This window comes from Arthrobacter sp. MDT1-49-2, from assembly GCF_059090185.1.
Genome location: NZ_JBNHFK010000010.1, coordinates 113644 through 138485, shown reverse-complemented (window position 1 = coordinate 138485; position 24842 = coordinate 113644). Strand labels below are relative to the sequence as shown.

General features: G+C 66.2%; 21 protein-coding genes and 1 riboswitch. Of the genes, 17 read left to right on the top strand and 4 right to left on the bottom strand.

What is annotated here, in order from left to right:
* Positions 1-103 precede the first annotated feature (103 nt).
* Complete coding sequence (locus AC5RTS_RS14395; RefSeq protein WP_493992693.1) at positions 104-736, bottom strand: RNA polymerase sigma factor; 633 nt, start codon at positions 734-736, stop codon at positions 104-106.
* Between the two features lie 203 nt (positions 737-939).
* On the opposite strand from AC5RTS_RS14395, the gene AC5RTS_RS14390 reads away from it, so the two are divergent.
* The 5 genes from AC5RTS_RS14390 (at position 940) to AC5RTS_RS14370 (ending at position 3398) form a co-directional block, all read left to right on the top strand.
* Entirely contained in the window at positions 940-1524 is a 585-nt protein-coding gene (locus AC5RTS_RS14390) for an Asp23/Gls24 family envelope stress response protein (protein ID WP_493992692.1), read from the top strand.
* A 63-nt stretch (positions 1525-1587) separates the two neighbouring features.
* Positions 1588-1734: a hypothetical protein gene (locus tag AC5RTS_RS14385; protein ID WP_493992691.1), complete on the top strand. Its 147-nt coding sequence runs from the start codon at positions 1588-1590 to the stop codon at positions 1732-1734.
* Positions 1731-2135 carry an Asp23/Gls24 family envelope stress response protein gene (locus tag AC5RTS_RS14380; protein WP_493992690.1) on the top strand — a complete coding sequence of 135 codons (405 nt, stop codon included), beginning with the start codon at positions 1731-1733 and terminating at the stop codon, positions 2133-2135. The genes AC5RTS_RS14385 and AC5RTS_RS14380 overlap by 4 nt, the downstream gene beginning before the upstream one ends.
* Positions 2132-2746: a DUF6286 domain-containing protein gene (locus AC5RTS_RS14375; RefSeq protein ID WP_493992689.1), complete on the top strand. Its 615-nt coding sequence runs from the start codon at positions 2132-2134 to the stop codon at positions 2744-2746. Before AC5RTS_RS14380 ends, AC5RTS_RS14375 begins: the two co-directional genes overlap by 4 nt.
* Before the next feature lie 40 nt (positions 2747-2786).
* Entirely contained in the window at positions 2787-3398 is a 612-nt protein-coding gene (locus AC5RTS_RS14370; RefSeq protein WP_493992688.1) for an alkaline shock response membrane anchor protein AmaP, read from the top strand.
* On the opposite strand, the gene cycA is transcribed toward AC5RTS_RS14370, so the two are convergent.
* Positions 3395-4870: a D-serine/D-alanine/glycine transporter gene (gene cycA, locus AC5RTS_RS14365; protein WP_493992726.1), complete on the bottom strand. Its 1476-nt coding sequence runs from the start codon at positions 4868-4870 to the stop codon at positions 3395-3397. The genes AC5RTS_RS14370 and cycA overlap by 4 nt on opposite strands.
* A 333-nt stretch (positions 4871-5203) precedes the next feature.
* A riboswitch (glycine riboswitch) is annotated at positions 5204-5311 on the top strand.
* A 147-nt stretch (positions 5312-5458) separates the two neighbouring features.
* On the opposite strand from cycA, the gene gcvP reads away from it, so the two are divergent.
* The 7 genes from gcvP (at position 5459) to AC5RTS_RS14330 (ending at position 14889) form a co-directional block, all read left to right on the top strand.
* A complete protein-coding gene (gene gcvP, locus AC5RTS_RS14360) occupies positions 5459-8308 on the top strand; it encodes an aminomethyl-transferring glycine dehydrogenase (protein WP_493992687.1) in 2850 nt (949 codons plus the stop codon).
* Between the two features lie 11 nt (positions 8309-8319).
* Positions 8320-9444, top strand: coding sequence for a glycine cleavage system aminomethyltransferase GcvT (gene gcvT, locus AC5RTS_RS14355; protein ID WP_493992686.1), 1125 nt, complete (start codon positions 8320-8322; stop codon positions 9442-9444).
* A gap of 94 nt (positions 9445-9538) precedes the next feature.
* Complete coding sequence (gene gcvH, locus AC5RTS_RS14350; protein ID WP_227902969.1) at positions 9539-9916, top strand: glycine cleavage system protein GcvH; 378 nt, start codon at positions 9539-9541, stop codon at positions 9914-9916.
* A complete protein-coding gene (gene glyA / locus AC5RTS_RS14345; protein ID WP_493992685.1) occupies positions 9913-11220 on the top strand; it encodes a serine hydroxymethyltransferase in 1308 nt (435 codons plus the stop codon). Before gcvH ends, glyA begins: the two co-directional genes overlap by 4 nt.
* An 8-nt stretch (positions 11221-11228) precedes the next feature.
* Positions 11229-12644 (top strand): L-serine ammonia-lyase, encoded by a 1416-nt coding sequence (locus tag AC5RTS_RS14340; protein ID WP_493992684.1) that lies wholly within the window; start codon positions 11229-11231, stop codon positions 12642-12644.
* A gap of 104 nt (positions 12645-12748) precedes the next feature.
* Positions 12749-14323: an alanine/glycine:cation symporter family protein gene (locus tag AC5RTS_RS14335; protein WP_493992683.1), complete on the top strand. Its 1575-nt coding sequence runs from the start codon at positions 12749-12751 to the stop codon at positions 14321-14323.
* Positions 14324-14469: 146 nt separating this feature from the next.
* Positions 14470-14889: a ChaB family protein gene (locus AC5RTS_RS14330; RefSeq protein ID WP_493992682.1), complete on the top strand. Its 420-nt coding sequence runs from the start codon at positions 14470-14472 to the stop codon at positions 14887-14889.
* A gap of 4 nt (positions 14890-14893) precedes the next feature.
* On the opposite strand, the gene AC5RTS_RS14325 is transcribed toward AC5RTS_RS14330, so the two are convergent.
* Positions 14894-15679 (bottom strand): SDR family oxidoreductase, encoded by a 786-nt coding sequence (locus AC5RTS_RS14325; RefSeq protein WP_493992681.1) that lies wholly within the window; start codon positions 15677-15679, stop codon positions 14894-14896.
* A 203-nt stretch (positions 15680-15882) separates the two neighbouring features.
* On the opposite strand from AC5RTS_RS14325, the gene ctaD reads away from it, so the two are divergent.
* The 5 genes from ctaD (at position 15883) to AC5RTS_RS14300 (ending at position 23112) form a co-directional block, all read left to right on the top strand.
* Positions 15883-17637: an aa3-type cytochrome oxidase subunit I gene (gene ctaD, locus AC5RTS_RS14320; protein WP_493992680.1), complete on the top strand. Its 1755-nt coding sequence runs from the start codon at positions 15883-15885 to the stop codon at positions 17635-17637.
* A 161-nt stretch (positions 17638-17798) separates the two neighbouring features.
* Positions 17799-19664, top strand: a complete 1866-nt coding sequence (locus AC5RTS_RS14315; RefSeq protein WP_493992679.1) for an L-lactate permease — start codon at positions 17799-17801, stop codon at positions 19662-19664.
* A gap of 46 nt (positions 19665-19710) precedes the next feature.
* Entirely contained in the window at positions 19711-21102 is a 1392-nt protein-coding gene (locus AC5RTS_RS14310; RefSeq protein WP_493992678.1) for an FAD-binding oxidoreductase, read from the top strand.
* 125 nt (positions 21103-21227) lie between these two features.
* Positions 21228-22100, top strand: coding sequence for a Rieske (2Fe-2S) protein (locus AC5RTS_RS14305; protein ID WP_493992677.1), 873 nt, complete (start codon positions 21228-21230; stop codon positions 22098-22100).
* Between the two features lie 34 nt (positions 22101-22134).
* Positions 22135-23112 (top strand): aldo/keto reductase, encoded by a 978-nt coding sequence (locus AC5RTS_RS14300; protein WP_493992676.1) that lies wholly within the window; start codon positions 22135-22137, stop codon positions 23110-23112.
* On the opposite strand, the gene AC5RTS_RS14295 is transcribed toward AC5RTS_RS14300, so the two are convergent.
* On the bottom strand, positions 23109-24704 hold the full coding sequence (locus tag AC5RTS_RS14295; protein WP_493992675.1) for a Na+/H+ antiporter: 1596 nt from the start codon (positions 24702-24704) through the stop codon (positions 23109-23111). The genes AC5RTS_RS14300 and AC5RTS_RS14295 overlap by 4 nt on opposite strands.
* Between the last annotated feature and the right edge of the window lie 138 nt (positions 24705-24842).

Sequence of the window (24842 nt, the reverse complement as noted above, 5' to 3'; positions counted from 1 at the left end):
CGACAATGCGTGTGGGGGCTTTCTTCCGTATCGTGGATATTATTATCTGTGGAGTGGAAATACAAGGGAAAATGCGTTCCGTGACCCATGATGACCCGGCCAGCTACTTCCACTCCGTCATGGCCGCCGCCAAATGTTCCCGCGCCCGCGCCAGTCTGCCTCGGACCGCCTGGGGGCTGATCCTCAAGGCGGCACCAATCTCCGCGTAACTCTGGTCATGGACCTCGCGCAACAGCCAGCAGGCCCGCTGGTCCGTGGGGAGCAGGGACAGGGCACGCCGCAGAGTCTCGAGTTCAGCAGAAACTTCGACGGTGCGGTGCGGGTCCGTGCCGGGAAACGAGGCCAGGAAACGCTGGTCATCAGCATCCGGGTCAAGCATGTCCTGCGGATGGGAACTGCGGCGGCGCAGTACATCGAGGCAGCGGTTGGTGGCGGTGCGGTAGACCCACCCGCCGAACGCATCGTCGCGTTCCAGCGACGGAAGCACGCGCCAGCTCGCCGTGAGCGTGTCCTGCACAACGTCTTCGGCATCACCGCGGTCCCGCAGCATCCGGTAGGCCAGCCGGAACAACCGTTCCCGGTAGAGCGCCACGAGATGCTCGAACGCCGTCAGATCGCCGCCCCGGGCCAGCGCGACGACGGAAACCTCGTCCAGGAACCCGGAGTCCTTCCCCGCCGGGCCGCGGCGGAAATCCCTTCGGTAATGTGCCGCCTGCGGCAGCTCGGATCCTGCCATGGTGTCCCTTGTCTGTCCGGCAGTGACCGGATCTGGTCCGATTTTCCCAGAGGTGCGGGCGCGGCGGAATAAGCGGAGGCCGGAGCGCGGGGAACATGGTCAAACTTCAGCTGCGGCCGTGACGATTTCCCTCCCGCCACGTCATTAATCCTGTAAGGGACGTGCGCGGTGACGCCGCAATGATCGCAGGAGAGATGATTCCCATGGCAGATCCATCGAAACCGGCCGGACCCACCCCGGCACCCAGCAGTCCCCGGGGTGCCCAGAGCGTCCCGGGCCCCTCCGGCTCCGGACCCCAGGTCCGGCCCCCGGCTCCGGACCATCCGCAGGGACAGGAACAGGAATCTACGGGGACGGACGCCCAGCGCAGGTCCGGACCGCTGCAGACTCCGCGGGGGGATACCACCATCGAAGAAACCGTGGTGCAGAAGCTGGCGGGCATGGCCACCCGCGAGGTGCCCGGCGTTTACGCCATGGGTAACGCCGCACGGCGGGCTTTCAGTTCCATGACGGAGCGGATCCCGGGTTCGCAGACCAATGTCAGCAATGGCGTCACGGTGGAAAAGGGGGAGCGGCAGGCAGCGGTGGATGTGAGCATCGTAGTGGAGTACGGCTTCTCCGTGGTGGAGGTGAGCCAGAGCATCCGGCGCAATGTCATCCGGTCCGTGGAAAACGCCACCGGACTGGAGGTGCTCGAGGTCAACGTGAACGTCACGGACGTACACCTGCCGGATGAACAGGACGAGGGCGGCGAGAGCGAAAACAAGCCGTCCACGAACCTGCAGTAACGGCAGTACAACAAGTAGAGGGAGGACTCCATGTCCGCAACGCGGTGGTGTCTGGTAATCGGGTTGGTACTGGGGATCGTGCTGGCCTTCGGCGGTTGGCTGGCGCTCCTCATTACGCTTCTCTTTGGTCTGATCGGGCTGCTGGTAGGTCTGGTGGTGGACGGGAAGGTGGACGTTCAGGGGATGCTCGGCAGAGCGTCAAGCCGATGAGCGTTCCAACGGCGCCGGGACGGCTCCGTCCGGCACGGGACATCAATGATCGAGGCGAAACCGTGCTGTCCCGGCGGGTGCTGGAGAAAACCGCCAGCCAGGTCGCCCGGGATGAAACCTTTGCCGGCGGCAGTTCGGGCGGTTTCCTGGGGATCGGTGCCCGGGCCGATCTGTCCGCCAGACCGGATGCCAGTGTGGAGCTGGCGGGAAACATCGCCAGCCTCAAGGTCACGGTGGGGCTGCCGTATCCGATTGCCCTGCGGCAGGCTACCGAACAGCTGCGGCGCCGAATCACCGACCGGGTCAGCGAACTGACGGGTGTAGAGGTGCGGCAGGTGGACATCACCGTCTCCTGGCTGAAGCCCTCCGGGGCGCAGCAGTCACGCCGGAGGCTGCAATGAGCGGGAGAATCCACCCCCCGGTCGCCATGCGGCGCCGGCCCAGCCGGTCCGGCCCTGCCGTCATTACCGCCCTCCTGCTGCTGGCGCTGGGTGTGGCCCTGGTATGGGCGGCGGTGATCCGGCTGGTGGACGGGACGTGGCCGGTTTTCGTCACGGAGCCGCTGAGGTGGCTGGCCGATACCTCCTGGGACAGTCCGCAGGGATGGACTGCCGCGGTGGTGCTGCTGGTCATCGGTGGCATCCTGCTGCTCTGCGGGCTGATACCGGGCGAATACGGCGCCCTTCCGTTGCGGGCCAAAGCGGTGAACATGCCGGGACTGCCGGGGGCGGGGGAATCCGGCGGGGTGCCGTCGGTGCGCGGAGGGGAAACGGTGGTGATGAGCCGGCGTGCCGTGGCGCGACTGGCAGCGTCCACCTGTCACCACATTGACGGGGTTTCCTCCGCCTCCGCGACCACCACCGGCCGAAGGGTCCATCTGGAGGTCACTACCGCACTGCACGGCACCGCGGATCTTCAGCACTGGGTGGTGGACGGGGTGCGGTCCCGTCTTGCGGCAACCGGACTGGATCCGGTGCCGGAAGTCACCGCCTCCATCCGCACCCGGGAATGATTCCGGAACGGCGACGGACGAGCAGAAAGGGCGGCCTCAAATGAGAGAACATGCCGGAGCGGCCAACCGGACCTGGCTGATCATTCTCGGGATACTTTTCCTTGCCGCCGGAGTGCTGGCGGTCCTTATCGCCACCGGAGCGCTCGGCGGCATAGCGGCGGCGTCCGAGCCGATACTGGCGGATGCCGCGGAACTGCTTTCCGGCGAGCCCGCCGCGTGGGCGGTGCTGCTGGCCGGAGTGGTGCTGGGCATTCTTGGGCTCTGGTGGCTCCTGGCCCAGATCCCGCGCAGCCGGAAAGCCGGGACCTTCCGTCTTCAGGAAGACCCGGCGCGCGGGATAACGGTGTGTGATCCCGCCATCCTGGCAGCCGCCGTCAGCAACGAGACGGAACAGCTGCCCGGAGTGGTGTCCTCCAGCGTCCGGCTGCGGGGGACCGCAGATGAACCGGACCTGGCCATGAAGGTGACGGTGAACTCCGACGCGGATGTGCAGGGGGTGATTGCCAGGATCCAGCACGAGGTGGTTCCCCATCTGGTGACGGCCCTGGAGGTGCCGCTCAATACCTTCGGGCTGGAACTGGATGCCAGCGCCAAACCGGGTGCCCGGGCTGACGGGGCAAGGGTCAGCTCGCGGGGCACCGTCGTGTACTAGCGGGGTTCCGCCGCCAGTGCGCGCTCGCGGACCACCTTGTCCTGATGTGCCGCCACGCGCGCCTGGTGCACGGGAGTGCGGCGCAGGACCGCGTAGACCACTCCGAGCAGCACAAACCAGATGGGGGTGACCAGCAGGGCCTGCAGGGTATCCGGTTGGGTGGTGAGCGCCCAGAGGATGAAGGCAAAGAACGCGAACACCACGTACACCATGACGACGCCGCCGGGCAGCTTGAACTTCGAAGCTTCGTGGAGCTGCGGCCGGCGCTTCCGGTAAACCAGGTAGCTGGCCAGGATGATGGACCAGACGAACATGAAGCACAGCGCGGAAATGGTGGTCACCAGCGTGAACGCGGCACTGACCGACTCGCCCGCGTAGAGCAGCACGACGCCGGCGAGCAGGAAGGTGCAGGAGAAGAACAGGGCGTTCTGAGGCACCTTGCGCCGGGACAGGCGGCCGAACGCCTTGGGGGCATCGCCGTCGTGCGCCAGGCCGAAAACCATGCGCGAGGTGGAATATATCCCCGAATTCGCGCTGGACGCCGCGGAAGTAAGCACCACGAAGTTCACTACGGCCGCGGCGGTGCCCAGGCCGGCCAGCGTGAACATTCCTACGAAGGGGCTCTCATTGGCACTGAACTCGTCCCACGGAACGACGGCCATCAGCACCACGAGGGCACCTACGTAGAAGAGCAGGATGCGGATGGGAATGGAGTTCACCGCGCGGGGAAGGTTCTTCTCCGGATCCTTGGTTTCGGCGGCAGCGGTGCCCACCAGCTCAATGCCGACAAAGGCAAACACGGCAATCTGGAACCCGGCGACAAAGCCCATGGGGCCGGTGGGGAAGAAACCGCCGTGCTCCCAGAGGTTGTTGAAGCCTGCGGTGACTCCGTCGCCGTGGGTGAAGCCGGTCAGGACCATGGCCAGGCCCACCACAATCAGGGTAAGAATGGCGATGATCTTGATCAGTGCGAACCAGAACTCGGTCTCGCCGAAGGCCTTGACCGTGGGCAGGTTCAGGGCGAGCAGGAGCAGGATGCAGGCCAGTGCGGGTATCCACAGCGGGGCGTTGCCCCACCAGAACGTCACATAGTGGGCAATGGCAACCACGTCGGCAATGCCGGTGACCACCCAGCAGAACCAGTAGGTCCAGCCGGTGAAGAACCCGGCCCAGGGTCCGAGCAGGTCCGCGGAGAAATCGCTGAAGGACTTGTAGGAAAGATTCGAGAGCAGCAGTTCGCCCATGGCCCGCATAACGAAGAACAGCATGAAGCCGATAATCGCGTAGACGAAGATGACGGACGGGCCTGCGACGGAAATGGTTTTGCCCGAACCCATAAACAGGCCGGTGCCGATGGCACCGCCGATGGCGAGCAGCTGGATGTGGCGGCTGGAGAGTGAGCGGGCAAGATGCGGCTCTTTGGCTGCAGCCTGCTCTGCGGGAACAGCGCTTTTGCTCGGTGGGCGGGTCATTCGCTCTGACATTGCGATCTTTCTATTAGGCACCCGCCGGCAGCTGATCTGCCGTATCGCCTAACGGCCCGCTGGTGGGTAGGCGGCGCCGAGGAAGTTGGCGATGCCGCCGACAACTCAGTTTGGAAGCCAGCCGCAAGCCGCGTCAAATTCGGTCCACGCCGCGGACCGGAGCCGTGGGCTCCGGACGGCTGCGAGCCTGCTTTCGGATCCCCGGACCAGGTCCGGAATTGCCGCGTTTGTGCGCGTGTCACAGGGTTGAGGCGGGGCCGGAGGCGGGTTAGAGTTTGGTTTGTCACATACCCGTGACATCCACAAGTGAACATGCCTTTATCAGCCGTGGCGGGAGAGTTCCGCCGGATGCACATGAGCATCGCGCCGGGCGCCGTAGGAGCAAACCCTCCCCGGGAATCTCTCAGGCCCCTGTACCGCCATGGCGAGGCAACTCTGGAAAGCAGTTCCGGCCCGTCCGGAACTCACCGACGGTGCAAGCGGAAGTACACCCGCGGAATCTCTCAGGTCCAATACAGAGCGGGGAGGAGCCTTCGTTAGTTGGCGTTCCCCCGTCTGCCTTTCCTGGAGCCTCACATGCCTGCAGAACCGTCCTCCTCCACCCTTGCCGCCGCCTTCGCGGACCGGCACATCGGCGCCCGCGGCAATGCCGTGGAGACAATGCTTAAGGCCGTCGGTTACGACTCCCTGGACGGCATGGTGGACATGGCAGTGCCTGCCGCCATCCGCCAGGGCTTCCCGCTGGTCCTGGACCAGGCGAAGTCCGAAGAGGAAACCCTCGCCGAACTGCGCCGCATTGCCGGGAAGAACAAAACGGCCGTCCAGATGATCGGCCAGGGCTACTACTCCACCCACACCCCGCCGGTGATCCAGCGCAATGTGGTGGAGGATCCGGCCTGGTACACCGCCTACACCCCGTACCAGCCCGAAATCTCCCAGGGCCGGCTCGAGGCGCTGCTGAACTTCCAGACCATGGTCCAGGACCTCACCGCCCTGCCCATCGCCAATGCGTCCCTGCTGGATGAAGCCACGGCCGTGGCCGAGGCAGTGCTCCTGATGCGCCGGTCAAACAAGGCCAAAGGCAACGGCGCCATTGTGCTGGACTCCGAAGCCTTCCCGCAGACCATCGCCGTGGTGAAGGGCAGGGCAAAGGCGCTCGGCTTCGAGGTGATCGTCGCGGACCTGGCCAACGGGCTCCCCGAGGGTGAGCTGGCCGGCGTTGTACTGCAGCAGCCGGGTGCTTCCGGCGTGGTGCGCAACCAGGCAGAGCTGATTGCCGAAGCCAAGGAACGCGGCGCGCTGGTCACCGTGGCAGCGGACCTGCTGGCCCTGACCCTGATCACCCCGCCCGGTGAGCAGGGTGCCGACATTGCCGTGGGCTCCGTGCAGCGCTTTGGCGTTCCCCTGTTCTTCGGCGGCCCGCATGCCGCCTACATGGCCGTGCGCAAGGGCCTGGAGCGTTCCCTGCCCGGCCGCCTTGTCGGCGTCTCCAAGGACTCCGCCGGCACTCCCGCCTACCGGCTGGCACTGCAGACCCGCGAGCAGCACATCCGCCGTGAGAAGGCCACTTCCAACATCTGCACCGCACAGGCCCTGCTGGCCATCGTGGCGTCCATGTACGCCGTCTACCACGGCCCCGAAGGCCTGACCGCGATTGCCCGCCGCACCCACAACTCCGCCCGTTCGCTGGCCGCGGCCCTGCAGGCCGCCGGCGTCGAGCTGCTGCATGAGACCTTCTTCGACACCGTGACCGCCCGCGTCCCCGGCAAGGCAGCCGACATTGTGGCCGCCGCCGAAGCCAGGGGCATCAACCTGCGCTTCATCGATGCCGACACCGTGGGCGTTTCCGCCGACGAGACGACGACGCCGGCCGTGATCGCAGATGTCGCCGCCGCCTTCGGTGCCGCCCCGGTTCAGGACGCGGAAGGCTTCGAGCTGCCTGCTGACCTGCTGCGCACCTCGGAGTTCATGACGCACCCCGTCTTTGCCTCCTACCGCTCCGAAACCCAGATGCTGCGCTACCTGCGCCGCCTCTCGGACCGTGACCTGGCCCTGGACCGCACCATGATTCCGCTGGGCTCCTGCACCATGAAGCTCAACGCCACCGCCGAAATGCAGGCCATGACCTGGCCCGAGTTCGCCTCCATTCATCCCTTCGCCCCGGATTCCCAGACTGAAGGCTGGCGGGAACTGATTGCGGACCTGGAGCAGCAGCTGGCAGTCATCACCGGCTACGACACCGTCTCCATCCAGCCCAACGCCGGCTCGCAGGGCGAACTGGCCGGGCTGCTGGCCATCCGCGGCTACCACCACTCCCGCGGCGACGAACAGCGCACCGTGTGCCTCATCCCGGCCTCGGCACACGGCACCAACGCCGCCTCGGCCGTGCTGGCCGGCATGAAGGTGGTGGTGGTTGCCACCGCTGATGACGGTGCCATTGACCACGCGGACCTGCGCGCCAAGATCGATGCGCACCGCGACAACCTCGCCGCAATCATGATCACCTACCCCTCCACCCACGGCGTGTTCGACGACGACGTCCGCGATGTCTGCGACGCCGTGCACGAGGCCGGCGGACAGGTCTACATCGACGGCGCCAACCTCAATGCCCTCGTCGGTCTCGCCCAGCCGGGCGAGTTCGGCGGCGACGTCTCGCACCTGAACCTGCACAAGACCTTCTGCATCCCGCACGGCGGCGGCGGTCCCGGCGTCGGCCCCGTGGCTGCGAAGGCGCACCTGGCACCCTTTATGCCCGGTGACGCGGCCACCTGGACCGACGGCGAGGACATCCCCGTCTCGGCGTCGCGCTTCGGCTCCGCCGGCGTGCTGCCCATCTCCTGGGCCTATGTGAACCTGATGGGCGGCGAGGGCCTGACCAGCGCCACCAAGCACGCCCTGCTCGCGGCGAACTACGTGGCCGCCCGGCTGAACGAGTACTTCCCGGTGCTCTACACCGGCAAGGGCGGACTGGTGGCCCACGAGTGCATCCTGGACCTGCGTGAGCTCACCGCGAAGACCGGCGTCACCGCCGAGGATGTGGCCAAGCGCCTGGTGGACTACGGCTTCCATGCCCCCACGTTGTCCTTCCCGGTGGCCGGCACCCTGATGGTGGAGCCCACCGAGTCCGAAGACCTGGGCGAGATTGACCGGTTCATTGACGCGATGATCGCCATCCGCGCCGAAATTGACCAGGTTGCTGCCGGGGACTTTAGCCTGGAGGGCAGCCCGCTGCGCAACGCCCCGCACACCGCCACCGTGGTGGCCGGCAATGAATGGGACCGTGACTACCCCCGCGAGCAGGCAGCCTTCCCGCTGCGCAGCCTGCGCATGGACAAGTACTTCCCGCCGGTGGGACGCATTGACGGCGCTGCCGGCGACCGGAACCTGATCTGCTCCTGCCCGCCCATCGAAGAGTTTGAGAACTAGGGGTTATTCCAGTGACTGAGAAATACACCGCGCTCTATGAGGCGCACAAACAGCTGGGCGCCTCCTTCACCGACTTCGGTGGCTGGCAGATGCCGCTCAAGTACAGCTCCGAGCTGGCTGAACATAAGGCCGTGCGCAGCGCCGCCGGCCTGTTCGACCTCTCCCACATGGGTGAAGTGGAGGTCTCCGGTCCCGAGGCCGGGGCGTTCCTGGACTACGCCCTGGCGGGCAAGCTTTCCGCCGTGAAGCCGGGCCGCGCCAAGTACTCGCTGATCACCAACGCCGACGGCGGGATCATTGATGATCTGATCAGCTACCGGCTGGCCGAGGACTCCTACCTCGTGGTCCCCAACGCAGGCAACGCGGACACGGTGGCAGCCGAACTGGCTGCCCGCGCCGAGGGTTTCGACGTCACGGTGACCAACGTTTCCGGTGAGACCTCCCTGGTGGCGGTGCAGGGCCCCGCGGCGGAGGCCATTCTCCTGGCTCTGGTTCCTGCAGCGCAGCACGAGGCCGTCACCGGCATGAAGTACTACGCCGCGGACACCGTGGATATCAATGCCGGGGACCGGACGCTGAACCTGCTGGTGGCCCGCACCGGCTACACAGGTGAGGACGGATTCGAGATTTACGTGCCCAATGACGACGCCGCGGTCCTCTGGGATGCGCTGCTCGCCGCCGGTGCGGACTCGGGCCTGATCCCGGCGGGCCTGGCCTGCCGCGACTCGCTGCGGCTGGAAGCCGGCATGCCGCTCTACGGCAACGAGCTCAGCCTGGACACGGACCCCTACGCCGCGGGCCTCGGCCCGGTGGTGGCGCTGTCCAAGGAAGGCAACTTCGTGGGCCGCGACGCCCTGGCCGCCAAGAAGGAAGCGGGCCCGGCACGCAGGCTCGTCGGTCTGAAGGGCTCCGGCCGCCGTTCGGCCCGCTCGCACTACCCGGTCCTCTCCGGGGAAACGGTCATCGGTGAAGTCACCTCCGGTGCTCCCAGCCCCACCCTCGGCTTCCCGATCGCACTGGCCTACGTCGATAAGGACTATGCCGCAGCCGGCACCGAGCTTGCCGTCGACCTTCGTGGCAAACCCGAACCTTTCACCGTCGTCGACCTTCCGTTCTATAAGCGCGAGAAGCGGTAGGAGATACGCGCTGCTGGGGCGGCGAATGCCGCCCCAGCAGCGCCCCGGCCTAAACTTTGAACAACCCAGCAGACCAGCTTCGAGAGGCAAACAGATGAGCAAAGTAAACGCAGGACTCCGTTACTCCGCGGAACACGAATGGGTGGACTCCTCCAGCCCCGTCCGCGTCGGCATTTCCGCCGTCGCCGCCGACGCCCTGGGCGACGTGGTCTACGTTGACCTGCCCGCCGTCGGCGACACGGTCACCGCCGGCGAAACCTGCGGAGAAGTTGAGTCCACGAAGTCCGTTTCGGACCTCTACGCCCCGGTGTCGGGCGAGATCGTGGAGATCAACCAGGAGGCCATCGACAACCCGGCCCTCCTGAACGAGGACCCGTACGGTGCCGGCTGGCTGTTCACCGTCAACGCCACCGCCGAAGGTGAACTGCTCAGCGCCGAGGAGTACGCCGAGAAGAACGGCGGCGAACTGTGAGCGATTACCTCAATTCTTCGCTGGCCGAGGTTGATCCCGAGGTAGCCGAGCAGATCGACAACGAGCGGCGCCGCCAGCAGCAGGGCCTGGAGATGATCGCCTCCGAGAACCACACCGCCGTGGCCATCATGCAGGCGCAGGGTTCGGTGCTGACCAACAAGTACGCCGAGGGATACCCGGGCCGCCGCTACTACGGCGGCTGCGAGTACGTGGACGTTATCGAGCAGCTGGCCATCGACCGTGCCAAGGACCTCTTCGGCGCGAACTTCGCCAACGTCCAGCCGCACTCCGGTGCACAGGCCAACGCCTCCGTGATGCACGCGCTGATCCGCCCGGGCGACACCGTGCTGGGCCTTTCCCTCGCTGACGGCGGCCATCTCACGCACGGCATGAAGATCAACTTCTCCGGCCGGCTTTACAACATCGTTCCCTACGGTGTGGACGAAACCACCCACACCGTGAACATGGACGACGTCGCGCGCCTGGCCCGGGAGCATCAGCCCAAGCTGATCGTGGCCGGCTGGTCCGCCTACGCCCGCCAGTTGGACTTCGCCGAGTTCCGCCGCATCGCTGACGAAGTTGGCGCCTACCTGATGGTGGACATGGCCCACTTCGCCGGCCTGGTGGCCGCCGGACTGCACCCCAGCCCGGTTCCGCACGCCCACGTAGTCACCACCACCACGCACAAGACCCTCGCCGGTCCGCGCGGCGGCATCATCCTCTCCAATGACGCGGACATCGCCAAGAAGATCAACTCGGCGGTGTTCCCGGGCCAGCAGGGCGGACCGCTGGAACACGTCATTGCCGGCAAGGCAACCGCGTTCAAGATTGCCGCGACGCCCGAATTCCGTGAGCGGCAGGAGCGCACGCTGGCCGGTGCGCGGATCCTCGCCGAGCGTCTGCTGGCCGACGACGTCGCCGGGGCAGGGATCTCCGTTGTCTCCGGCGGTACGGACGTGCACCTGGTGCTGGTGGACCTGCGCAATGCCTCCCTCAACGGGCAGGAAGCCGAAGACCGGCTGGCGCAGATCGACATCACCGTGAACCGCAACGCGGTGCCCTTCGACCCGCGTCCGCCGATGGTGACGTCGGGGCTGCGGATCGGCACCCCCGCCCTGGCCACCCGCGGCTTCGGCGAGGCTGCCTTCCGGGAGGTGGCGGACATCATTGCGCAGGCCCTGATTGCCGCTGATGACGCTGATCTGACACCGCTGCGCAACCGCGTCACCGCCCTGGCTGAATCCCACCCGCTGTACACCGATGTCGCGGATCTCTCCGCGGCCCCGGCAGCAGCACACCGTTAGGACACCCGATGGCTGTCGGCGTATTTGACCTGTTTACCGTGGGCATCGGCCCGTCGAGCTCACATACCGTGGGTCCGATGCGTGCCGCCGCCGTGTTCGCGGGTGAACTGGTGGACGCCGGCATCCTGGATTCCGTGGCCGGCCTCCGCGTGGACCTGTACGGGTCTCTCGCGGCGACCGGCCGCGGCCACGGCACCATGACCGCCGTGCTGCTGGGGCTGGAAGGTTTCGCCCCGGAGTTGATCCTGCCGGAACAGGTGGAGGAGCGGCTGGCCGACATCGAGGCCAGCCGGAAACTGCAGCTCTGCAGCGAGGTGCCCGGCGCCGTCGCCCGCCCCCTGGAATACGGGGAAGCGGACATTGTCCTGCACCCGCTGACGGTGCTGCCCCGGCACACCAACGGCATGAAGTTCGCGGCCCTGGCAGACGACGGATCTGTGCTGCACGCCGAAACCTTCTTCTCCGTTGGCGGCGGCTTCATTGTCCGCGAGGGCGAGGAGCGGGCAGCCGCCCTGGAACTGGAAGCGAGCAAATCGGAACTGCCGTATCCGTTCCGCACCGCTGCCGGGCTGCTGCGGCACTGCACCGAAAACGGCCTGAGCATCAGCGAAGTGATGCTGGCCAACGAGAAAGCCTCCCGGACCGAAGAGGACATCCGCGCCGGCCTGCTGCACATCCGCGACGTCATGGAGGAATGCAAAAACTCCGCCATCCGCCGCACTGGTCTGCTTCCCGGCGGGCTGAAGGTCCGCCGTCGGGCACCGGCCTGGCACACACGGCTTCGCGCCGAAGATCCGAACCGGGACCCGAAGTTCTGGCAGGAATGGGTCAACCTGGTGGCACTGGCCGTCAACGAGGAAAACGCGTCTGGCGGCCGGGTGGTCACTGCCCCCACCAACGGTGCGGCGGGCATCATCCCGGCCGTAATGTTCTACGCCACCCACTACGGGCCCGGCATGGACAACGCCACTGCCGAGCAAAAGGACGACGTGGTGGTCCGGTTCCTGCTCGCCGCCGGGGCCGTGGGCGTGCTGTACAAGGAACAGGCGTCCATTTCCGGCGCCGAGGTGGGGTGCCAGGGCGAGGTGGGTTCGGCGTCGTCCATGGCGGCAGCCGGTCTGGCCGAGATCCTCGGCGGCACCCCCGAACAGGTGGAAAACGCCGCAGAAATTGCCATGGAACACAATCTGGGCCTGACCTGTGACCCGATTGGCGGGCTCGTGCAGGTGCCGTGCATTGAACGCAACGCCATCGGTGCGGCCAAGGCTGTGAACGCCGCGAAGATGGCTCTCTGGGGCGACGGCGACCACCGTGTCTCACTGGATGAAGTCATTGTGACCATGCGCGAAACCGGCCGCGACATGAGTTCGAAGTACAAGGAAACCGCCCTCGGCGGACTCGCCGTCAACGTGGTGGAGTGCTGACCGCCGGCGCCCGCCACTTCGTGTGATTTGTCTAACATCCGTGTTTTAAGCAAGGCTATGGTGTCGCTTCGACAGCATGCTTACTGAAACCGGGGGTTCGATTGATGAGTGCAGCAAGTGCAGTTCCTATGGCGCCGACGTCGGAGGAAGTCGGCTGGCTCGGATCTGTTGATGCCGCGGTCAACTCCTTCTTCGAACCGATTACGGCCGTGTTCTCCGGCATTGTCTTTTTCCCGGTGACTATCGGGGACTTCAGCTTTCCCGTGGTGGTCGCCTGGCTGATCGCGGCCGGCATAGTCTTCACCATCTATTTCGGCTTCATCCAGTTCCGCGGCTTGAAGGTCGCGGTGGAAGTAATCCGCGGGAAGTTCTCCTCGAAGGAGGACCCGGGGGAAGTTCCGCATTTCCAGGCACTGACCTCCGCACTGTCCGGCACCGTGGGTTTGGGCAACATTGCCGGCGTCGGGGCGGCGATGGCCCTGGGCGGGCCGGGAGCAACATTCTGGATGATCCTTGCCGGGCTGCTGGGCATGGCATCAAAGTTCGCCGAATGCACCCTGGGCGTGAAATACCGCGAGGTGCACCCCGACGGCTCCATCAGCGGCGGACCGTTCAAATACCTGCCGGTGGCCTTCGCCCGCTTCGGCACCTGGCCGGCGAAAATCCTGACCGGCATCTTTGCCGTGGCTATCCTCATCTTCGGCGTGGCCGGCGGCAACATGTTCCAGGCCAACCAGACGTTTGCGCAGATCCAGAATGTCACGGGCGGTGACGACGGCCTCCTGGGTAGTGCGGGAGCGGCTCTGGTCTTCGGCCTGGTCCTGGCTGTTCTGGTGGCTGTGGTGATTCTGGGCGGCATCAAGTCCATCGGTGCCACCACCTCCAAGCTCGTGCCGGCCATGGCGGCCGTCTACATCCTGGCCTGCCTGTTTGTCATCATCGTGAACTTCGAGAATGTGCCGGCGGCGTTCGGCGCCATCATCGAGGGCGCCTTCCGCCCCGAAGGCTTTGCGGGCGGCGTGATCGGCGTGATGATTGTCGGCTTCCAGCGTGCCTCCTTCTCCAACGAGGCGGGTGTCGGTTCCGCTGCGATTGCGCACTCAGCAGTCAAAACCCGCCGCCCGGTCAGTGAAGGCTTCGTGGCGCTGTTTGAACCGCTGGTGGACACGGTCCTGATCTGCACCATGACCGCCCTGGCCATCATCATGGCCTCCACCCCCAGCCTGCAGGCCGGCATTGATCAGGTCCAGGGCGGCGGTGAGGCTCCCGACGGCGTCATCCTCACCTCGGATGCGTTCGCCACCGTGCTGCCGTGGTTCCCGGTGGTCCTCTCCATTGCCGTAGCCCTGTTTGCCTACTCCACCCTGATCACCTGGTCCTACTACGGACTCAAGTCCTGGGAATACCTCTTCGGCCGAGGCCGTCGCCGGGAAATCACCTACAAGGTCATCTTCCTGACGTTCACCGTTGCCGGCTGCGTGCTGTCCTTTAGCCAGGTCATCACCTTCACCGACGCGGCACTGTTTGTCTGCGCCTTTGTGAACCTGCTCGGTGTCTACCTGCTGCTGCCGGTAATCAAGCGGGAAATGAAGGAGTACCTGGCGGACCGCAAGAGCGGCAAGCTGGAGGTGCTCGGCATTGACGACGAGGACATCGAGGAAGCGGCAGCCACCGCCTAAGCCGTTCGGATCGGGCACCCGGCAGGGGCTTGAGGCATGCGTTTCCGCGGTGATAGAACCGGAAGACCCCTGACAATGACTGACCGGAAGGAAAGCAATCATGGCTGAACGCGGGAACACGCGCCCGGACAGCGCGGAGGTCCGGGATGCCTAAGACAGGCAAGAGCGGCGCACCGATTAAAAACGAACTTCCCTCGACCCTGCAGCGCTCGGACAAAAAGGCGCAGGACACGTTCGCGAAGACCTATGACTCCGCCATGGAGGAGTACGGCGACGCCGAGCGGGCCGCGCGGACGGCCTATGCTGCGCTGAAGCACACCCATGAAAAGGTGGGCGATCACTGGGAGGAAAAGGACGGGAAAGGCCCCTCCGATGCCAGGGCAGCCGAAGGGCGGGGGTCTTCGAAGGACACGGCAGGCGGCGTTGACGCGAATGCCTCCAAGGGCCACCTCTACGAGCTGGCCACAAAGCTGGAGATTTCCGGCCGTTCGAAGATGACCAAGGATGAACTGGTGGACGCCCTGCAGAAGGCCAACGCCCGGGAAACGCGTAAGTCCAAAGGTTGATGCTTTAGCCGCGGCCGCCGAACGGCATCCCCGACGCCGTGATCATCAGGGAACGGACGTTGGCGGACGCGGGCGCAGCAGCCATAAACAGCACTGCGGCAGCGGCTTCCTCCACGGGGAATGACGGCTCCACGGAGGTCGTGCCGTTGGCCTGCAGCGCGCCCTGCCCGCTGCCGATCCCGCTGAGCAGTTCGGTGGCGGCGTTGCCGATGTCGATCTGCCCGCAGGTGATGCCGAAGGGCCGTCCGTCCAGGTCAATGGACTTGGTCAGCCCGGTCACGGCATGCTTGGTGGCTGTGTAGGCCGCGGAAAGCGGGCGGGGAGTGTGGGCGGAAATGGAGCCGTTGTTGATGATCCGGCCGCCCCGCGGCGTCTGAGCCTTCATATGCCGTACCGCCGCGGCGGCGCACAGCATGGTGCCCGTGACATTCACCGCCAGAGTCCGGTTCCAGTCCTCGATGCTCAGCTCGTCAATGCTGCCGGTGGGGCCGAACACCCCGGCGTTATTGAACAGCACATCCACCCGGCCGAAGGTTCCGGCGGCGGCCGCGAACAGCCGCTCGACGTCGTCGGGCACGGTGACGTCGGTGGGCACCACCAGCGAAGCCGGGTGGCCCGCGGCGCTTTCCTGCAGTTCCGCTTCCCGCCGGCCCGCCAGCACCACCCGGTAGCCTGCCGCCAGGAACGCCTGCGCGGTTGCCCGTCCAATGCCGGATCCGGCCCCGGTGACCACAGCGGTGCGGGGTGTGCCGTCAGCGGCTGAAGGGAGGTTGCGCATGTCCTTGTCCATGACTTGATTCTGCCCTGCCGTCGGCAGGCGCGGCACCTCCGGCAGGTTCCGGCGTGCTTTGTCACCGCGCCAATGGCTGCGCACAGGCATGCCCAGGGGGCCGGGGGTCTGGCGGGCAGCCCGCGGCCGCCCTACGATACCAAGCACACGGTCTCGAACCTTTTCTGGCAGGGCAGTACCCAACGGCTGATGGGGATAGATCCATGTCGACAGTGAAATACACCGCGGAACCGGACGGCACCTACGTTGCGCCCCGGGTTGTTCCGGTTTCCAAAGGGCGCATCGTCGTCAACTGGATCACCTCCACTGACCACAAGACCATCGGGTACATGTACCTGATCGCCTCGTTCATCTTCTTCTGCCTCGCGGGCGTGATGGCCCTGCTCATCCGCATGGAGCTCTTCGAACCGGGCATGCAGATCCTGCAGACCAAGGAACAGTACAACCAGCTCTTCACCATGCACGGCACGGCCATGCTGCTGATGTTCGCCACCCCGCTGTTCGCCGGGTTCGCGAACGCCATCATGCCGCTGCAGATCGGTGCCCCCGATGTGGCGTTTCCCCGGTTGAATGCCTTGGCCTTCTGGTTCTTCCTCTTCGGCAGCACCATCGCTCTCGCCGGCTTCATCCTGCCCCAGGGGGCGGCGTCCTTCGGCTGGACGGCTTATGCCCCGCTGTCCAGCACAGCTTTCAGCCCCGGTCTGGGCGGGGACCTGTGGGTCTTTGGCCTGGCACTGTCCGGCTTCGGTACCATCCTCGGCGCGGTCAATTTCGTGACCACGATCATCTGCCTGCGCGCCCCGGGCATGACCATGTGGCGGATGCCGATCTTCACCTGGAACACCCTGGTCACCGCCATCCTGGTCCTGATGGCGTTCCCGCCCCTGGCAGCGGCCCTGTTCGCGCTCGGTGCGGACCGCCGGTTCGGCGCGGATATCTACAATCCGGAACGCGGCGGCTCCATCCTGTGGCAGCACCTGTTCTGGTTCTTCGGCCATCCCGAGGTGTACATCATCGCGCTGCCGTTCTTCGGCATCATCTCCGAAATCCTGCCGGTTTTCAGCCGGAAATCGATCTTCGGCTACAAAGGACTGGTATTTGCCACCATTGCCATCGCTGCCCTGTCCATGACCGTGTGGGCCCACCACATGTACGTCACCGGTGCGGTTATGCTGCCGTTCTTCGCCTTTATGACCATGCTCATTGCGGTACCGACCGGCGTGAAGTTCTTCAACTGGATCGGCACCATGTGGCGGGGCTCCATCACGTTTGAAACCCCGATGCTCTGGAGCATCGGCTTCCTGATCACCTTCCTCTTCGGTGGTTTGACCGGGATTATCCTCTCGGCACCGCCGCTGGACTTCCATGTCTCGGACACCTACTTCGTGGTGGCACACTTCCACTACGTCATCTTCGGCACCGTGGTCTTCGCGATGTTCGCCGGGTTCTACTTCTGGTGGCCCAAGTGGACCGGCAAGATGCTCAACGAACGCCTCGGCAAGATCCACTTCTGGCTCCTGTTCATCGGTTTCCACACCACCTTCCTGATCCAGCACTGGCTGGGCGTGCTCGGCATGCCGCGCCGCTACGCGGACTATCTGGTGGAGGACAACTTCGCCGGGATGAACCAACTGTCCACCATCGGGTCCGGCATTCTTGCCCTGTCCATGATTCCGTTCTTCTGGAACGTGTACATCACCTGGCGCCACGGCAAGAAGGTGGAAGTGGATGACCCGTGGGGCTTCGGCGGCTCGCTCGAGTGGGCCACGTCCTGCCCGCCGCCGCGCCACAACTTCACCTCGCTGCCGCGCATCCGTTCGGAGCGTCCGGCACTGGACCTGCACCATCCGGAACTGATGCCCCGCGCCAATGAGGGCACCAATTCACCTGCGGAAAAGCTGTTTGGCGCCGCGGATATGGGTGGCGAGGAGCCCCGCAACCCGGATCCGCGGCAGTAACCCGGGTGCGGCGCGCCCGCAGCCAAACCGTTGACCCTGCGGGCGGCCCGGGCCTAGTGTCGACTCCATCCTCACTGCGACAGTTCGTGCCGGAAGGTAAGCGGCGCGGGAGAAAGCGGTAGGAAACCACAAGGTGTGGAGACAAAAACAAGGGAGTTTTTGTGAAGACGCATGTAGCTGCCGCATTCCAGCAACCGCTCGATCCCGTAGCCGGGTCCCTGGCCGTTTCGGCCATCCTGGCCGCCCTTCCGCTGCTCATCCTTTTCGTCCTGCTGGGCGTATTCCGGATGAAGGCGTACCAGGCCGCCCTGATCAGCCTGGCCCTGTCCATCATCCTGGCCGTGGTCGGTTGGCAGATGCCGGTGGGGCAGGTCCTCTCGGCAACGGGGCTGGGCGCCTTTTACGCCATCTTCCCGATCCTCTGGATCCTGATCAACGCCCTGTGGATTTACAAACTCACGGTCGCCACCCCGTGGTTCGAAGTCCTGGGCCGCACCATCCGGTCCATCTCGGATGATCTGCGCATCCTCTCCATCCTGATCGCCTTCTGCTTCGGCGCCCTGCTCGAATCCCTCGCCGGATTCGGGGCGCCGGTGGCCATTGCCGCCGCCATGCTGATGGCTGCCGGCATGAAACCGATGAAATCGGCCGTCGTCGCCCTGCTGGCCAACACCGCCCCCGTGGCCTTCGGCGCCATGGCCGCCCCCATCATCGCGCTCAACGGCGTCACGGGCATCCCGCTGCAGGAGCTGTCCTCCATGACCGGCCGGCAGACGCCCTTCATAGCCCTGGTGGTTCCGCTGATCCTCGTGTTCCTGGTGGACGGCAAGCGCGGGCTGCGTCAGACCTGGCCGGTGGCACTGGTGGCCGGGGCGGCCTTCGGGCTGGCACAGTTCGTTGCCTCGAACTTCTTCATCGTGGAGCTGACGGACGTTGTCGCGGCCGTGGTGACCGTGATTGCCGTGCTGCTGATGCTCCGGGTCTGGCAGCCGGCAGAGATTATCGGCATGACCGGCGAGACCAAGGAGGCGGAAAAAGCCGAAGCAGCGGTGGCTGAGTCTGGGGCCGGGACCTCGGAGCAGGCTGGAACGGACACCCTGACCGGATCGGCGCGGGGCGCCGCAACCGGGTCCGGGGGATCAGCCGGCGGTGCCACCGCGTTCGGCGCGGACGGCGGCAGTTCCGGCGATGGCGCGGGTGGCCGGTCGGGCGCCGGAACCGGAACCGCCGGAACCGCCGGAACCGGAACCGGCTCCGGGGGGCAGGGCACCGGCGGCCGTCCCTCCCGGCGTGAGGTCTGGATGGCTATTGCCCCGTACCTGGTGATCATCACCGTCTTCTCCCTCGCCCAGATTCCCGTCATCAAGACCTGGCTGACAAGCATCGGCAGCACCACCTTCCACTGGCCGGGGCTGGACGTGACCGGCGCGAACGGCAAACCGGTAGCGGCCCAGACCCTGCGCTTCGATCACCTTCGGGCGACCGGAACGTTGCTGCTGTTCTCCGGCATCATCACGATGTTCCTGTACCGGATTGCACCGCGCAGCGGTGTCCGCGTCTACGGCGAAACCCTGAAGCAGCTGCGCTGGACCATCCTGACGGTCTGTGCCGTGCTGGCGCTGTCCTTTGTGATGAACCTGTCCGGGCAGACCACCACGCTGGGTGTCGCCCTGGCCTCGGCCGGCGGCTTCTTTGCCCTGCTCTCCCCGCTGCTGGGCTGGATCGGCGTGGCGCTGACCGGCTCCGACACCTCGTCGAACTCCCTCTTCGGTGCCCTGCAGGTGGCCGCAGCCAATGAGACAGGACTCTCGCCCACGCTGATGGCTGCCGCTAATTCATCGGCGGGCGTGATGGGCAAGATGCTGTCGCTGCAAAACCTGGCCATCGCCTCCGCCGCCGTCGGGCTGGAAGGGGCGGAAGGGACGCTGCTGCGCAAACTCATTGGCTGGAGCCTGGGACTGTTGGCGTTTATTACCGTCCTGATCTGGCTGCAGTCCACCTCGATCCTGGGCTGGATGGTGCCCTGAGCATCTCCGCCCGCCCCGTAAGCCCCGATCCCTAAGGAGAGATCCCGTGAGCACGCATTCCCTTGACCCGAAACTGGGTGACGCCCTCGCCGGTTCCGGCAGCACCGTCCTGGCCGGTTTCCCGTCGGTGTCCGTTCTGGAAGAGGACCGGCAGCGGGTCAGCACCGACCGCTCCGGCTTTGTTCCCGAGTCACTGCCCGACGGCGTGGTGGCGGCCCGGTCCGTGGAGGACGTGGTGGACACCCTCCGCCTTGCCAGCCTGCACCGGATCCCCGTGGTTCCGCGCGGAGCAGGCACGGGACTGGCGGCGGCATCGTCCTCCCGGGCCGGTGAACTGGTTCTCGACGTTTCCGGCATGAACCGGATCCTGCGTATCGATCCGGAGGAACAGCTGGCCGTGGTGGAGCCCGGTGTCCTGAATGCGGATCTCAACGCTGCCGCCGCGGAATACGGGCTGTTCTATGCTCCGGATCCGGCCAGCACCGCCATCTGCAGCATCGGCGGGAACATCGCCACAAACGCCGGGGGCATGCGCTGCGCCAAATACGGGGTGACCCGCGAATCCGTGCTGGCGCTGCGGGTGATCCTGGCCGACGGACGGGAGCTGCGCACGGGGCGGGAAACCATCAAGGGGGTTAGCGGCTATGACCTGAACGCCCTGATGATCGGATCGGAGGGAACCCTCGGCGTAGTGGTCGAAGCGACCCTGCGGCTGCGCCCGCAGCCGGTGCATACAGCCACAGTGGCGGCGTTTTTCCCAGACGTCACCGCGGCTGCCCGCGCGGCGTCCGCCGTCGTCGCAGCCCGGATCCAGCCCTCGGTGATGGAGCTGATGGACGGGCCGACCCTGGAAGCCGTGGACATGGCCATGGGGACTGACTACCGCGCGAAGGGTGGAGCGTTCCTCTTGGTGCAGACCGACGGGTACGGGGCCTTCCTGGAACAGGATGTGGTGATGGATGTCGTCTCCCCGCTGGGAAGCTGCGAAAAAGCGGTGGATGACGAGCACGCCGCAGCGCTGATGACCGCCCGCCGCGAAGCTATCCCGTCCCTGGAGAAACTGGGCCGGGTATCCATCGGGGACATCGGTGTGCCGCGCGGCCGGCTGGCCGAAGTGGTCTCCGGGCTGGAGGATATTTCCGCCCGGACCGGAGTGCGGATCTTCACCATTGCGCACGCTTCGGACGGCAACCTGCACCCCATGATCGTGATGGATCCCGAGGACTCGGTCACCACCGGACCGGCCAAGGTTGCGCTGGGGGAGATGTTCCACCTGGCCAAACGGCTGGGCGGCACCCTTACCGGCGAGCACGGGATCGGGCTGCTCAAGCGGGACTGGCTGGAGGAGGAAGTGGGCACGGTTCCCCTGGAGGTTATGAACACCATCCGCACCGCGCTGGATCCGCTGGGCATCCTCAACCCCGGAAAGGGTCTCTGACCGTACCAGGCGGTTCCCCTGGCTTTCTGAGGACTGGTGCCGCCCGCTGGGCGCCTTGCTATGGCGTCCGGCGGCCGGGGCTGCCTACGCTGTGGGGCACCGTCCACGCCCCGTGAGGAGAAGCCATGCACCGTTTGCCGCTGGTCACCGTTGCCGACAAACTCGAAAACGCCGCCTGGCTGGACACCGCCGCCTCGTCGGTGGCCAGGATCGTCAGGACACTGCTGCCCCAGGGCGCCAAAGACGTGCTGCACGGGGTGCCGTTGGGGCACCCGCTGCTGATAGTTATGCCGCTGGGATCCTGGGTGTCCGCCGCGGCGCTGGACCTGCTGCCCGGGACGGAACGCGCGGCGAAAACCCTGGTAGGGCTCGGTGTACTTACCGCAGCACCCACCGCGCTGACCGGAGCCACGGACTTTTCCGAACTGGATACCGAACAACAGCGCACCGGAATCGTCCACCAGGCAGCCAACGCCGCCGCCGTCGTACTCTATGCGGCGTCCTGGCTGGCACGGAGCCGCGGTAGCCACACCCTGGGGAAAGGGCTGGCCTTCGCCGGACTTGCGACGGCGGGTGCAGGCGGATTCCTGGGCGGGCACCTGTCCTACCGGCAGGGAGCCGGCGTCAACCGCAACGAGGACCTCCCCGAGCAGGTGCCGGCGGGATGGCATGCCCTGGGCCCCGTGGATTCCTTCGCCTCCGGGACCCCGCAGCGGGCGAGCCTGGGCGAGGTGGACCTGCTGGTGCTCAGGCGTACGGACGGGGCTGCGGACGGGTCCATTTCCGTCCTCGCGGATACCTGCAGCCATCTGGGCGGGCCGCTGCACGAAGGGGAACTGCGGCAGGACAAAGGCGGACTGTGCATTATCTGCCCGTGGCACGGCAGTACCTTCTCCATGGACTCCGGTGAGGTGGTGCACGGGCCGGCGACCGCCCCGCAGCCGTGTTTCGCCAGCCGGGTCCGGGACGGCGTCCTTGAGGTCAACCTGAACGGCTAGCAGGCCCCAACCGACAGCAAGCGGAAGGAAGCACATGCGCACCACCACGCTGGGTAACCAAGGTCCGGAGGTCGGCGTTATCGGCCTGGGCTGCATGGGAATGAGCTACGCCTATGACATGAACACCGCACGGGATGAGGAAACCTCCGTGTCGGTGATCCGCGGGGCCATTGAACTTGGCGCCACCCTGATCGATACCGCCGATGTGTACGGGCCGTATACCAACGAGGAACTGGTGGGCCGGGCGCTTGGAGACGGCTACCGGGAACGGGCGGTCCTCTCCACCAAAGTGGGGTTGCAGGTCAGCAACGAGGCTCCGGCGGCCGGGACCATGCCCGGGCTGGTCAAAAACGGCAGCCCGGAACACATTCGTGCCTCCATTGATGCCAGCCTGCGGCGGCTGGGCACGGACCACGTGGACCTCTACATCCTGCACCGCGTGGATCCGGACGTACCGCTGGAGGAATCGTGGGAGGCCATGGCGCAGACAGTCCGGGACGGAAAGGCCCGGGCGATCGGCATCTCGGAAGCCGATGTGGGCCAGATCGAGCTGGCACAGTCGGTGCATCCGGTGACGGCAGTGCAGTCCGAACTGTCCCTGTGGACCCGTGACCGTTTGGCCGACGTCGTGCCCTACTGCGAGGAACACGGGCTGGCGTTCCTGCCGTTCTCCCCGCTGGGCCGCGGTTTCCTCACCGGACGGTTCACGTCCTTTGACCAGCTGCCGGCCGATGACATGCGGCGCCGGCTGCCGCGCTTCCAGCAGGAGAACCTGGCGGCAAACCTCGCCATTGTGCAGCGGGTCCGCGAGGTCGCCGAACGGGTCGGGGCCACCCCGGCCCAGGTGGCGCTCGCCTGGGTGGTCGCCCAGGGGCAGCGGGTCATTCCCATTCCCGGAACCAAAACGCCCAAATACCTGCGGGAGAATGTTGCTGCCGGGGATCTGGTGCTCAGCAGTGAGGACCTGGCCCTGCTGGACGGTGCGCCCATGCCGGAAGGCGGACGGTACTAGCCCGGCGGTTCCGGCGGAGCCAGCCGGACCTCTTCCAGATCCAGCTGGAACTGGAGCTCGCGCAGCACGGTGTCATCGATCCGGTGCTCGTTCCGGAGCCGGATGACGGTAGCCCGTTTCTGTCCCAGCAGGGCCAGGCGCAACCGGCGGTACTCCTCCTGATTCGTGACGGCCGGATCCTGTCCGGCATCATCGCGCCCGCGGGAGCGCAGCACGCGCAACTGCTGCTGGTACTCGTGCCGCAGCACAGCGACAACGTCCCGGTTGATGCCGAGGTGTGCGGCCGTCCGCGGCAGGGCGGCCAGCGCCTCTGAGGAGGCCACCGTCTCGGCCAGTTTCCGTTCACTGCGGTACAGGTGTGCATCCGTGGGCAGGCCGGCCCAGCGGGCCACGGCCGGCAGCAGCGGTCCCTGGACCGTCAGGGTCAGGACAATCACACCGGTAGCCACGAAGATAATGAAGCCGCGGTCCGGGAACGCTGCGCCGGATGCCAGGACGGTGGGCGTGGCCAGCACGGCCGCCAAGGAAACGGCACCCCGGAAACCGGCCATGGCACTGACCACATTGGCCCGCGCACCCAGCTCCGGGCGCAGCGCGAGCGGTCCGCGGTAGGTCGCCCGCAGCACCGACGTCATAACGAACAGGAATGCCAGGCGTACCGCCAGCAGCACGGCTGCCACCACTGCCACGGCAACCAGGCCGCGCAGCAGCTCACCGCCACCCGAGATGCCACGGATACTGGCCTGCAGCTCCATGCCCACCAGCACAAAGAGCGCGCCGTTGAGCATGAAGGTGGACAGGGACCAGAAGGATTCAAGGCTGCGCCGGGTCGGGGCCGGAACCAGTCCGGGCCCGGCCTGGCTGATGCCGAGCCCGGCGGTAACCACCGCAAGTACGCCGGACGCGCCAATCAGCTCAGCCAGGACAAATGCGGTAAACGGAGTCAGGATGGACACCACGGAACCCAGAACCGGGTCCCTGACCCGCCGCCGGGCACTGATGCCGGCCCAGACGGTGAGGACACCGGCGGCAATCCCGCCCGCATAGGCCAGCAGGAACATTCCGGAAATCTCGAGCGGGTCCAGTGGCTCCGTGCCCACCGTCAGGGACACGGCCACCCCGTACACCACCAGGGCAGTGCCGTCATTGATCAGCGATTCGGCGCGCAGCAGGGTCACGTTGCGGTGCGGCAGCACCCGGGCCAGCGCCCCCACGGCCGTGGCATCCGTTGGAGCTATGGCGGCACCGAGCACCCAGGCGGGTCCCCACGGCAGTCCCAGTGCATGGGCGACGACGGCGACTGCGGCAGCGGTGGCCGCCACGAGTGCGGTGCTCATCAGCACTATGCCGCGCTGGTAGCGGCGGATGTCCCGCAGCGGCGTCGTCTGGCTTTCCCAATACAGCAGGGCCGGCAGGAACAGGAACAGGACTGCCTCCGGGGGCAGGTGAACCTCCCGCAGGGCCGGGAAAAAGCCCAGCAGAATCCCGGCCACCAGCAGCAGGATGGGCGCCGGCGTCCGCAGCCGGTCCGCCCCCAGGTTGCAGGCGAGCACACACAGACCCAGAATCAGGACCAGTTCGGGACCAAACATGGGCGGTCCTGTCTATTCTGCCGTCAGTACCGGAACGGGGGTCACGGATCCTCCTCGGGGGCGGCCCGTCAGCGGGGCGGCGGCCGTCCTCTTAATGGAACAGGACCGGGTGCCGGTTGGGGAGGGTTTCGCGGTATC